Origin of the sequence: Gilliamella sp. B2772 (genome assembly GCF_026536985.1) — a bacterium.
Lineage (GTDB): Bacteria > Pseudomonadota > Gammaproteobacteria > Enterobacterales > Orbaceae > Gilliamella > Gilliamella apicola_E.
On sequence record NZ_JAFNNB010000002.1, the window covers coordinates 116,279 to 128,831 of the forward strand.

13 protein-coding genes and 2 pseudogenes are annotated in these 12,553 nt (G+C 37.2%); 3 read left to right on the top strand and 12 right to left on the bottom strand.

The annotated features are described in order from the left end of the window. Positions 1-7: 7 nt before the first annotated feature. From J3T98_RS05750 to J3T98_RS05760, 3 genes are read left to right on the top strand one after another with little or no spacing between them, the layout of a single operon-like run. Positions 8-1,414, top strand: a complete 1,407-nt coding sequence (locus J3T98_RS05750) for an APC family permease (RefSeq protein ID WP_065563731.1) — start codon at positions 8-10, stop codon at positions 1,412-1,414. A gap of 19 nt (positions 1,415-1,433) precedes the next feature. Further along, on the top strand, positions 1,434-2,540 hold the full coding sequence (locus J3T98_RS05755; RefSeq protein WP_267362361.1) for an alanine/ornithine racemase family PLP-dependent enzyme: 1,107 nt from the start codon (positions 1,434-1,436) through the stop codon (positions 2,538-2,540). Between the two features lie 54 nt (positions 2,541-2,594). Further along, positions 2,595-3,980: an amino acid permease gene (locus J3T98_RS05760; protein WP_267330387.1), complete on the top strand. Its 1,386-nt coding sequence runs from the start codon at positions 2,595-2,597 to the stop codon at positions 3,978-3,980. A gap of 93 nt (positions 3,981-4,073) precedes the next feature. Here the strand turns inward: J3T98_RS05760 and J3T98_RS05765 are convergent, their stop codons facing one another. The 12 genes and pseudogenes from J3T98_RS05765 to lplT form a co-directional block, all read right to left on the bottom strand. Next, positions 4,074-4,676: a MarC family protein gene (locus J3T98_RS05765; protein WP_065735090.1), complete on the bottom strand. Its 603-nt coding sequence runs from the start codon at positions 4,674-4,676 to the stop codon at positions 4,074-4,076. A 151-nt stretch (positions 4,677-4,827) separates the two neighbouring features. Continuing rightward, the gene (gene rplS / locus J3T98_RS05770) at positions 4,828-5,178 is read right to left on the bottom strand and encodes a 50S ribosomal protein L19 (protein ID WP_065563727.1); all 351 of its coding nucleotides are present in this window, start codon (positions 5,176-5,178) and stop codon (positions 4,828-4,830) included. Between the two features lie 31 nt (positions 5,179-5,209). Beyond that, positions 5,210-5,962 (bottom strand): tRNA (guanosine(37)-N1)-methyltransferase TrmD, encoded by a 753-nt coding sequence (gene trmD, locus J3T98_RS05775; RefSeq protein ID WP_065563726.1) that lies wholly within the window; start codon positions 5,960-5,962, stop codon positions 5,210-5,212. Between the two features lie 16 nt (positions 5,963-5,978). Next, complete coding sequence (gene rimM / locus J3T98_RS05780) at positions 5,979-6,506, bottom strand: ribosome maturation factor RimM (RefSeq protein ID WP_065563725.1); 528 nt, start codon at positions 6,504-6,506, stop codon at positions 5,979-5,981. Between the two features lie 18 nt (positions 6,507-6,524). Further along, positions 6,525-6,773, bottom strand: a complete 249-nt coding sequence (gene rpsP / locus J3T98_RS05785) for a 30S ribosomal protein S16 (RefSeq protein ID WP_065563724.1) — start codon at positions 6,771-6,773, stop codon at positions 6,525-6,527. Between the two features lie 262 nt (positions 6,774-7,035). After that, a complete protein-coding gene (locus J3T98_RS05790) occupies positions 7,036-7,404 on the bottom strand; it encodes a DUF956 family protein (RefSeq protein ID WP_065563723.1) in 369 nt (122 codons plus the stop codon). A 150-nt stretch (positions 7,405-7,554) separates the two neighbouring features. Beyond that, entirely contained in the window at positions 7,555-8,466 is a 912-nt protein-coding gene (locus J3T98_RS05795; RefSeq protein WP_267352917.1) for a PTS system mannose/fructose/sorbose family transporter subunit IID, read from the bottom strand. Positions 8,467-8,482: 16 nt separating this feature from the next. Next, positions 8,483-9,283, bottom strand: a complete 801-nt coding sequence (locus tag J3T98_RS05800) for a PTS mannose/fructose/sorbose transporter subunit IIC (protein WP_267357091.1) — start codon at positions 9,281-9,283, stop codon at positions 8,483-8,485. 21 nt (positions 9,284-9,304) lie between these two features. Continuing rightward, positions 9,305-9,847 (bottom strand): annotated as a pseudogene (locus J3T98_RS11215) (PTS system mannose/fructose/N-acetylgalactosamine-transporter subunit IIB); the annotation flags it as partial. 65 nt (positions 9,848-9,912) lie between these two features. Next, positions 9,913-10,279: pseudogene (locus tag J3T98_RS11220) on the bottom strand (PTS sugar transporter subunit IIA); the annotation flags it as partial. A gap of 186 nt (positions 10,280-10,465) precedes the next feature. Beyond that, a complete protein-coding gene (gene murQ / locus J3T98_RS05810; protein WP_267362363.1) occupies positions 10,466-11,377 on the bottom strand; it encodes an N-acetylmuramic acid 6-phosphate etherase in 912 nt (303 codons plus the stop codon). Further along, a complete protein-coding gene (lplT, locus tag J3T98_RS05815) occupies positions 11,364-12,551 on the bottom strand; it encodes a lysophospholipid transporter LplT (protein ID WP_065563718.1) in 1,188 nt (395 codons plus the stop codon). Before lplT ends, murQ begins: the two co-directional genes overlap by 14 nt. Between the last annotated feature and the right edge of the window lie 2 nt (positions 12,552-12,553).

Here is a 12,553-nt window from a genome sequence, read left to right on the forward strand (position 1 = left end):
GGTTATTATGAGTGATTCTAAAGATTCAAGTTTACTTGGTATTAAAGACATTGTGTTTATGAATGTCATTGCAATATTGAGTTTACGTCAAATTCCTAATGTTGCTCCTTACGGAGCGTCAGCAATGGTGCTTTGGCTACTTGCTGCATTTTGTTTGTTTTTTCCATTAGCCATGGTTTGTGGTGAGCTTTCAACAGGCTGGCCAAAAGATGGTGGGATCTTTGTATGGGTAAAAGAAGCATTTGGTAAACGTGTCGGTTGGATAGTGGTTGTTTGCTTCCTGTTTTCATGTGTGCTTTTCTTCCCATTAATGTTGCAGTTTGGTTTTACTGCAATTGGTTATATGTTTAGCCCTGAACTTGCTCAGAATCAGGTATTTATTGGTGTTGGCTCCATGGCAGTATTCTGGATCTTAACGTTAATGAATATCAAAGGCATGAAATGGACTAAAATCATTAACAGTGTTAGTGCATGGTTAGGTGTATTTATTCCTGCTGCTATTATCGTGTTATTAGCTATTGTATGGTTAATGACTGGTCATCCAATGGCAACTGATTATAGCCATGTTAGTGATTGGATTCCGGATTTAAGTAGCTGGGATACTATTGTATTTTTATCAAGCATGATGTTTGCTTTTGCAGGACTAGAAGTTGCACCAATGATCGCTGGTCGTACTCGTGATCCACAACGTGACTTCCCTAAAGCGATGGCGGTATCTGCAGTTGTTATCGTTGGTATCTATATGATTGGTACTTGGGCAATTAATACCTTATTACCTGCTGCTGATACTGATATTGTTGCCGGTGTAATGCAAGCGATGGAAGCTGCTGCTAAAGAGCTACACATGCCTTGGTTATTACCAGTAATGGCAATTTGTTTGTTCTTTGGTGCATTAGGTCAAATTAACTCATGGTTAGTTGGTCCTATCTATATGTTACAAGAAGCATCAAAAGAAGATAACTTACTTGGTGAACGTATTGGTCGATTACATCCTGTATATCAAACACCAGCATTTGCTTTAGTTATCCAAGCAATAATTGTAACGGTACTTTGTTTCTCAACATTCGTATCACCAAGTATTGCTGCTGCATATTGGATGTTAACTGCATTAACAACCATTTGTTACTTTATTCCTTATTTAGTGATGTTTATTGCGTACTATCGCTTACGTATTACTCAACCAGATGTACCACGTAGCTTCAAGATTCCTGGTAAAGTTTTACCAATTATTTTACCTGGTTTAGGTTTCTTATCTACGCTATTTGCGGTGATCTTAGTCTTTATTCCACCAGCACAAATTGATATGGGTGGATATGTTGAGTACATCGCTAAAATTGTTGGTGGTGCAGTGCTTGCAATTGTGTTAGCTGAATGGATATACCATCGCGCACAAAGACGTAACCGCTTGCAATAAGATATAGAGGAGTAAATTTATGTACAAACCTATATTGGAAATTGATTTAGGTAAATTAAAAGACAATGCCCGTGTTGAAAAAGAGCTTCTTGCTAAATACGGCATTGAAGTGATGGCGGTAAATAAAGTCTTTGATGGTTGTGTTGAAACCGCCAAAGCGGTGCTTGATGGTGGTATTGATGTGATTGCTGAATCAAGAACCTACAATTTGAAGAAACTTAAAGATGCTTTAAATTGTAAAACTTGTTTATTACGCAGTCCTTGTTTAAGTGAAATCAGTGAAGTAGTGAAATACGCAGATATTAGCTTAAACAGTGAAAAACAAGTTATCCAAGCACTTTCTGATGAAGCGGTAAAACAACAAAAAGTCCATCAAGTACTTTTAATGGTTGATATGGGCGATTTACGTGAAGGTATTTGGTTTGAACATGTCGATGATATCATCGAAACAGTCAAACTAATCTTATCTTTACCGGGTGTTGAGCTTTATGGGCTTGGGACTAACTTCAACTGCTATGGTACTGTTCTACCAACTGTTAAAAATGGTGTGGATTTTTTACACATAGCGCGTAAAGTAGAAGAAGCTTGTAATATCAAGATCAAGTATCTATCAGCTGGTAATTGTACAAGTTACCATCTGCTTGATAAAGGGATCTGGCCAGAAGGGCTTAATCACATTCGAATTGGTGGTTTACATGAGTTTGGTATTGAGTATGTGGATATGAAATATCTTGATGAGTTTCATCACTCAAACAAACCTGTAGAAAAAGCTTGTAGTGACATGTATAAATTGTATGCACAAATCATCGAGCTTAATAGTAAACCAACCGTTCCTGTTGGAGAATTAGGTGTTGATGCCTTTTTGAACAGCAAAACTTTTGTTGATCATGGTACTCGTAAACGCGCGCTTCTCGCTTTTGGCCGTCAAGATGTGCCAGCAGAAAGCTGTATACCGATTAATGACAACATTACGGTCTTAGGTCAAACCAGCGATCATACTATTGTTGATATTGAAGATGTTTCTGAAACATTACGTGTTGGCGATATGATTGGGTTTGAGCTTGATTATACAGCCCTACTTATGGCTTGCCAAACCAATGGTGTAGAAAAACGGTTTGTTTATTAATATCTATCAGCTGCTGGGCAACCAGCAGCTATTATTGATTACTAGGCGGTTTACATGGCAACATCAGAATCTCAAGAAAGTCCTTATCCCAGTACCTTAAAGAAAAACTTAAAAAATCGTCATTTATTGATGATTTCGTTAGGTGGCTCAATAGGAACTGGATTATTTATTGGTATTGCAGCACCACTTAGCACGGTTGGACCATTAGGAACGATTATCGCATATCTACTTGCGGGTAGTATTATGCTGTCGACCATGCTTTGCTTAGGTGAACTTTCTTGTGCATTCCCACATGCGGGTTCTTTTCAGCATTATGCACTAATGTTTATTCCACATCCTATTTGGAGTTATACCATTGGCTGGTTATATTGGTTAAGCTGGGTACTGTCTATGGCGGCTGACTTAACTGCAGCTTCGATGATCGCTCACCAAGTTTTTTCCTCTATTCCCATCTATATTCTTAGTCTAATTATTTTAACCGTTATTACTTGTGTCCATTTAACGTCTGTTAGAGCTTTTGGCGAAAGTGAATACTGGTTTTCAACGATAAAAGTATTGGCAATTATTGCATTTATAGCTGTTGGCATTTATTTACTTTATCATCAATATAATCAAACACATGTATTACCAACACTTAAAACCGAACAAGGTTGGTTTCCTAGTGGATTTTTATCAATTTTTGTTTGTATGACAATTGTTACTTATTCATTTCAGGGCGTCGAATTAATTGGTAGTGCAGCGGGTGAAGCGCAATCACCTCAAAGCGTATTGCCAAAAATTATCACTGGTGTGGCTTTTCGTATCATCTTGTTTTATGTGTTAGCGATTGCGGTGTTAGCACTAGTTTACCCTTATGGAGCAACCCATAATGAAATTAGCCCATTTGTTTGGGTATTCAATAAAGCCGGGATTACCTTTGCTTCATATGTGATGCTATTTGTTATCTTTTGTGCTGCAATATCGGCCGCTAATTCGGCTGTTTATGCCAGCTCGAGAATGCTATGGTCGATGGCTCAAGATGATTTAGCACCAAAATACTTTTCAGAAGTCAATAAACGAGGCGTGCCAACTAAAGGAATATTATTTATCGCAATTATTGCGTTAGTTTCGTTGTTTTCTAAATATATTGCTGCTGAAAAATTATATCTCTATTTGGTAGCAAGTACTGGACAAGTTGGGTGTTTTGCTTGGATTATTATTGCTTGGTGCCAATATCAATTTCGTAAGGGAGTGAATGAAGGCAAATACTCTAAAGATATGATCAAATTTAAATCTCCGCTATTTCCTTGGTTAGCGATGATTTCTATTACTGTTAACATTATTATTATTGTTGGGGTATGGTTTGGTGAATCAGGGCATTTTATTTTATTATCTGAGGTAATCTTAATTTTCGTAATTTTAGCTTCATATTACTTTTTCAAAAAACGTAAATCCGATTAACTTTATTATCAGTTTATGTAATCACCTTAACTATCAATTGTAGGTGATTACTTACTGTTAGAATTGAAATTTTAATTATCTGAATTATAAAACTTATTTTAAAAATGCAGAGACGCCAGTAAATACCACTTGAGCGGCAATAGCTGATATTAATAACCCAGTAAGTTTTGACAAAATTGCAATACCAGTATTTTTTAAAACGTTAGCAATGCTTTTTGCGCATAGTAACATGGCATAAATACCGCTTGAGGCAATCAATAGCGAAAGGGCGCCAATCAGGTTTTGCATACCTACCGAACTTGTCCCCATAACAATAATCGTACCAATGGAGGCTGGTCCCATACATAAAGGTATTGCAAGAGGAACCACACTAATATCATCATCATCAGTATGAATTTTATTTTTTTCAGGTGAATCATTCATCAATGAAACAGCGGTAATAAATAGTAATGCTCCCGACCCAATTCTAAAAGCATCGAGTGTAAAACCAAACACACTAAACATGGCATTACCAAAAAAGAATAACACAATACCAATAATAAAAACGGCACACGATGTTTTAAGTGCAGTCTTTCGGCGTTGTTGTTCATCATATTGTTTAGTACCACTTAAGAATGCACTTAGCACTGCTGGTGGTGTCATTAAAGCGAATAACTTGGTTGTGGTGGCGAGAATTTCAACAAGATAGTTATCCATAGTATTACCCTTTATAGCTTTAGATATTGCTTGAAATCTGTCAACAATTGTTGGCGGGAATCAACTATACACATAAAAACGGTCACCATAAAGGTGACCATATTTAATTGGATATAATTTTAATAGTTTATTAAATATTAACCAATTTGAATTAGTTAAGGCGCTCTTTAATACGAGCCGCTTTACCACGAAGTTCGCGTAAGTAGTAAAGTTTAGCTTGACGTACTTGACCACGACGTTTCACAGTAATTGAATCAACAGTTGGTGAGTGAGTTTGGAATACTCGTTCAACACCTTCGCCATTCGAAATTTTACGTACTGTAAATGCAGAATGTAAACCACGATTGCGAATTGCAATAACCACACCTTCATATGCTTGAAGACGTTTTTTGTTACCTTCAACAACCCATACTTTAACTTCTACCGTATCACCCGGACGAAAAGACGGGATGTCTTTTTTCATTTGTTCTTGTTCTAATTGCTGAATAATTGCATTTTTCATAATTTTGTCTCTTACTAGTTATACTGAAATATTAATGGCTCGGTTTATCACGATATTCACATTGGAATTCAGTGAGTAAACGTTGCTCTTCATCAGTCAGAGCTAGATTTTCAAGAAGATCTTCTCTTCTCAACCAAGTTCGTCCTAGTGATTGTTTCAATCGCCAGCGACGAATCGCTTCATGGTGACCAGACATTAACACATCAGGCACCGCCATTCCATCTAACACCTCAGGTCTGGTATAGTGTGGACAATCAAGTAAACCGTTCGCAAAAGAGTCTTCTTCTGCTGATGATTCATGATTCAATACACCTGGAATAAACCTTGCTAATGCATCAATCATTGTCATCGCCGGTAATTCACCGCCACTTAACACGTAATCCCCAATTGACCATTCTTCATCAATTTCGGTTTGGATAACGCGTTCATCTATACCTTCATATCGACCACAAATCAAAATCAATTTTTGATATTGTGACAACTCGCAAACACCTTGTTGGTTTAATTTGCGCCCTTGTGGGGAAAGATAGATTACTTTTGTATTTTCACCTGCTACTGCTTTCGCAGCATGAATCGCATCTCTAAGTGGTTGTACCATCATTAACATGCCGGGACCACCACCATAAGGCCTATCATCGACAGTCTTATGCTTATCATGCGCAAAATCGCGCGGGTTCCAATATTCTACTGTTAACAGTCCGTTTTTTACTGCTCGACCAGTTACACCATAACAGGTAATAGCTTGGAACATTTCGGGAAAAAGGCTAATTACGCCAATCCACATATTCTTACCTTACCGATTAAAATGCGGGATCCCAATCGACCACAATCATTTTTGTTGTTAAATCAACTTGTTTAATAAATTGTTCTTCAACAAAAGGAATTAAACGTTCTGTTGCTCCAAATGCATCTTTTAGATTTGCTTTAACAACCAACACATCATTAGAACCGGTTTCCATTAAATCAGTTACTTGACCTAAATCATAACCGTTAATTGTTTTCACTCTACAGCCAATCAAATCCTTCCAATAGAAATCGCCTTGATTAAGCTCAGGCAACTCTTCTGCATCAACGAATACTTCAGCATTAGTTAACGCATTGGCTTGATCTCGATCATCAACGCCTTTGAGTTTGACAATCATATCTTGATTATGAGGTTTAAAGCTCTCAACGATTACTTCCTGCCATTTTCCAGCACGCTGGATATACCAAGGTTTGTAATCAAAAATACTATCTGGAAATTCTGTAAACGAAAAAATCCTGAGCCATCCACGAATGCCGTAGCTTGAACCAAGTTTACCAACAACGATTAGATTCTCAGTATTCATCTTTACACTATTACTTAATTAAGCAGCTTTTTGTGCTTGTTTGATCAATGTATTAACACGATCAGAAATAGTAGCACCTAAACCAACCCAATAATTTACGCGATCAAGATCTAAACGTAATTCTTCTGCTTTACCTTGTGCAATTGGATTAAAAAAGCCAACGCGCTCAATAAAACGACCATCACGTGGGTTACGGCTATCAGTGACAACTACTTGATAAAAAGGGCGCTTTTTAGAGCCACCACGAGCTAAACGAATAGTTACCATAACATCCTCTTAAATTAAAAAATAATCTTTCTTTTGCCCAACACGGACAAAATCAAAGCCCCAAAATTATACTCTTTCTAGCAAAAAGTGCAATGGCTGATTGTGTGTGAAAAAGTTAGGTAGCATCAGTTATCGACAAGCTTAGTTATAAATGAACATAAATTCATCTTTTTAACTAGTTATATTATAAATAATTAGCTTCATTGATAATGGTGAGCTTGCTTGCTATATAATGATATATTTTAAAAGTGATGGTTGATCTTTAAGACTTTTTCCGGAACAAAGCTCGTTTTAACACGTCAAAAAATCCTAACGCTTTGACCATTTTTTTGCTATCAACATAGACACGTATTGCTTTTAATACTTTTTTCGGCTCTTTGGACGCAAAAGCGAACGTACCGTCTTTTTTTGTTTGTATGGAGTAACGAGATATCCACTTACCTTTAAAAAATACCGATGCGATAACATAATCGACCTCTTCCCAAGGAATTTGAATATATTTCCGAGGATCGCGTTGATGATAGAATTCGAACGCCTTATCACCAATCATAATCTGGCCATATTCTGAAAAACCTGAAAAAGCAGTCGCTTTTACTGTTAAATCTACTTTGGTATTTAATGATTGAACCATTTAGCTACTTATATCCATTATTTTAATCTGAGTTGCTAAGGCACCCTTTTCTCATTATTTATGGAGAAAAGGGTGATTTATGTTTGAGGAAAAACAGCATTTTTGCTTAAAAAGTGCGCTCCTCAACTTTTTTTGTCAACATTGTTGGCTTTATAAAAGACCAATAACATGACCAGTAACACCGACTAAAAATAGTGCAAGAATAATTATAATAGGTGATACTTTTTTACGAAGTAACCACATACAGAAGAACGTTAATAGTAATGGTACAAGTCCAGGAATTAATAGATCTAAGTTATTTTGTAAAGTCATTACTTGGTTTTGACTAAGTGCGAGTCCTTCTTGCATTTGCATCAATGCTTTTTGTATACCTTCGGCACCAGCAGGTAGGGAATTCCAATCAATAAATGCACCATTATCTAATTTTACGGTTGATACGACTGGTTGGAATTTTATTGATACCCACCTTTGTACTAAAGCTGCCAGTACAAACATCCCCAAGATAGACGCACCTTTAGTGATTTTTTGGAGTACACCACCACTTAAGTTATCGGTAATTTTAGAACCAGTACGGTAACCTAATTCTTGGGTAAACCACATGAAACACATGCGAATAATGTTCCAAAGTAGGAAGAATAGAATTGGACCTAGAATATTACCACTTAAGGCAAGTGAGGCACCTAGTCCACCAAGCATAGGACGAAGTGTAAACCAGAAAACTGGATCACCAACCCCAGCTAAAGGTCCCATCATTCCCACTTTTACCCCTTGAATAGTTACATCATCTACAGGCGCTCCATTAGCTCGTTCTTCTTCCAGGGCTAACGTCACACCAAGTACAGGTGATGCTAAATAAGGATGTGTATTGAAAAATTCTAAATGGCGTTTAAGTGCTGCCGAACGATCTTCTTTTGTGGTATATAATTTTTTGATAGCAGGAATCATTGAATAAACCAAGCCACCATTTTGCATACGTTCGTAGTTCCAAGAACCTTGAAGGAAAGTTGAACGCCAAGCTACCGATAAACGGTCTTTTTTCGATAAATGAATTCGATCTGTCATGTTCTTCTCCAAGTTCTTAGTAATCATTTAAAATATCATCAAGTGGATCGCCTTTACTACCACCATTTGATGAATTGCCACGTTCAGAAAGATTTAGATAAATTAGTGCTAGAGCAATACCTAGAGCACCAATTGCAATCAAGGTTAATTGTGATATCGCAGCAACAACAAAACCGATAATGAAAAATGGCCAAACTTCACGACTTGCCATCATATTAATTACCATCGCATAACCAACAGCTACTACCATGCCTCCACCAATAGCCATACCTTCTGATAGCCATTTAGGCATTGAATTTAATGCGTCTTTTACCACTTCAGCAGGAATAAATAACAGCGCTGCTGCTGGTATTGCAATACGTAAACCTTGTAAACAAACCCCTAATATTTGTAACCATTCAATTCTACGGATATTACCTTGCTCTGCTGCAGCATCCATTAAATGCACTAATGGGACGGCAATAGTTCGCACAATCATTGTTAAAAATAAGCCAGCAACTGCTAGTGGGATGGCAATTGCGATAGCTGTCGATACACCAGCTTCACCTTGTCCACCAAGAACTAAAATAATAGATGAAGCAACAGCAGCAAGCGCGGCATCAGGTGCAACAGCTGCGCCAATATTTGCCCAGCCTAATGCTATCATCTGTAATGAACCACCTAACATTACGCCAGCTTCTAGATTTCCTGTCACTAGACCAATTAGTGAACAAGCAACTAATGGTTGATGGAATTGGAATTGGTCTAAAATACCTTCCATTCCAGCTAAGAACGCAATAACTATCACTAAAATGATAGCAATAATTGATAAAGTCATAATAATAACCCCTTAATTAAACTAATTCTTTTGTTCAGCTAATTCTTGTTTCGCTTTCTTTAATAATTCATCCATATTATCCTCAGAATCATTAGGTACTTTGCGAATGTCGAATTTCACATTTTTCGCTTTTAATTTCTCGAATGTATCAACATCTTCAGCGCTCATTGACAGCACTTTGTTGACCATTACCTTGCCGACAGAATGCGCCATTGAACCAACATTTAATGTTTGAATATCAACACCGCCATCTATAGCGCGAAGTACATCTTCAGGGTTTTCGAAAAGTAATAAAGCTTTGGTGTTACCAAAACGGGGATCATGCGCAACTTCAATAATTTTTTTAATTGGCACCACATTGGCTTTAACACCAGGAGGTGCGGCTTCTTCAATCAGTTTTTTCCTTAACTCATCTTTGGCAACTGAGTCTGAAACCACAATAATACGATTAGGGTTAGTCGCTTTAGTCCAAGAGGTTGCCACTTGTCCGTGTAACAAGCGTGAATCAACGCGAGCTAATACAATTTTCAATTTACCATCGCCTAAAACAGTACCTTCAGGGATAGTGCTTGTTTGTTGATTGTTTGGCGTTGGTTTAGCTGCCACTTCAACCGTTGTTCTAATACCCTCTTGGGCTGATTCAATAATGGCGGCAGCCACTTCTTTGGCGGTCTCCATCGATAAACGTGATGAGTATGCCTCAATCAACATTGGAAGATTTAAACCTGCAACGATAGCCCAATTTGGATGTTCTCCACAGAGTGTATTGGCTTGGTTAAATGGTGTTCCACCCCATAAATCGACTAAAAAAAGTACTTCATTTTGATCATCGAAAGTAGCAATTGCTGCCAGCATCCGTTCCTTTAAACTTTCAGGACTATCACTTGGATGCAAAGTAACGGCTTTAACGTTTTCTTGCTCTCCAAATATCATCGTCCCTGATTGTAAAATACCTTCAGCAAACTCACCATGAGTTGCCAAGATTATTCCAACCATAACGTACCTCCCAGTTTTTTATATTATTGCTAATATAAAGTTAATAAAATAAATCTATTTACTTATTTTAGTTAACAATATGATTTATAAATTCGATCTTCATCAAGGTTTGATAAAATATATTGCTAAATTTTAGAATAATCTTTCTTTATCAGAATAGTAACATTTGTGTAATGCTAAGAAAGATTATTTATTGCTTTGTTCTAATGCTTTACGGATAAAACCGTTATTTTGTTGTAATGCTGTTTTTGCTTGCTGAGCTGTTAAACCTGCAAGAATCATTAAAATAGCTGTTTTACAATTTTTGTTACATTGACTTAGCGTGGAGATAGCCGTCTCCCGACTACAATCGGTCGCTTGCATGACAATTGATATTTGACGTTCTACGAGTTTAGCATTAGTGGCCTCAACATCAACCATTAAATTACCGTAAACCTTACCAATTTTAATCATGCTGGCTGTGGTTAACATATTAAGCACTAATTTTTGTGCCGTACCTGCTTTCATTCTTGATGAACCACTAACTACTTCTGCGCCAACAATTGGGGTAATGGCAATATTGGCCAAGTTAATCATCGGTGCATTGGGGTTGCAACATAAGCTAATTACTGTTGAACCCAGTGATTGAGCATATTGCATACCACCGATAACATAAGGTGTGCGTCCACTTGCTGCGATACCTACTAAAATATCTTTTTTGCTAAAATTGATATTTTTTAGATCATTAACTGCTAGCTCAGGTGAATCTTCTGCATTTTCAACCGCTTTAAATATGGCAGGGTGCCCGCCTGCAATCAACCCAACGACTTGTTCTGGAGGCGTTCCGTAAGTAGGTGGGCACTCGCTCGCATCTAAAATACCTAATCGTCCAGAAGTGCCGGCACCAAGGTAAATTAAACGGCCATGATTTAAGAAAGCATCGCTAATTGCATCTACCGCATTGGCTATATTAGCTAATTGTTTTTCGACAGCGATTGCCACTTTTTTATCTTCATTATTGATAATTTGAAGTATTTCAAGGGTGGATGCGCAGTCGATGTTCTCGCTCGCTCTATTGCGATTTTCGGTGATCATTGCTGATAAATTAATGTTTGACATGTGATTTTAAACCTAACCATACAAACCCGATAAGAATGGCAAATAGCATACCAAAACCTACACCGATAGTAATAACAGATAATCCACAAGCAATAGCTAACGTATAAGCACTGAGCATAATCATCATTGCACTATATTCGCTTAAGTTTTGTATTGAAATTACACTACCAGCACCAATAAGTTCTTTCCCCATTTTTTGAATTAATGCATTTAATGGGACTAAAAAATAACCACCTAAAGCACCAATAATCACTAAAAGAATATAAGAACTCGTCATATTGCTTTGTAAGGTAAATGCAATGACGGCAAACCCCATTAATATTCCTGCTGGAATACATCGTAATGTATTGGATATTGAAACCATAGCACTAGCAAGGCCAGCACCAACAACAATACCTATTGCCACAACGGCATTTAGATTTGTTGGGGTTGAGTTGTCAGTAATACCTAACACAATTGGCACCCAGCTAATTAATAAAAAGCGCAAGGTAATACCCGCTCCCCAAAATAGGCTAGTGCCAAGTAAAGTATAAAGTGCTTGTTTATTATTGAAAATGATTTTAAAGGTTTTAGCAAAATCCTTTATCATACTCATAAACTTCCACTCAATGTCTTTTCGAGCGACAGGAAGTTTAGGAATAAAAATATTGGCTATAACAGCTAGGCCATACATTATTACACAAGTAAGTAATGCAAATGTGATGTTTAAGTCAGCAATATGGCCTCCAGCAAGTGAGCCTAGTAAAATAGCTGCAATTGTTGATGCTTCAATTAAACCATTTGCTTTCACTAAATTATCGCCTGAGGTTAGCTCACCTAAAATACCATATTTTGCTGGTGAATAACCGGCTGCTCCCACACCAACTAGAAAATAACCTAAAAATGGATTGATATTTAAGCAAATAACAGCAGCACCTAATAATTTAATACCATTTGAGATCATCATCGCTCTGCCTTTAGACATGCTGTCAGCAAATTGACCAACAAATGGCGAAAGAAGGATGAAAGGGATGACAAAACCGATTTGTAATGCCGATTGGCTCCACTCTGGATAATTGAGTTGTTTAATAAAAGCTAATATTGCAAAGAAAATAGCATTATCAGCAAAGGCTGAAAAAAACTGGGCTAGCATGGTTGCAGCCATGCCAACGGTTAATAAAGGCTGTTTATTCATAG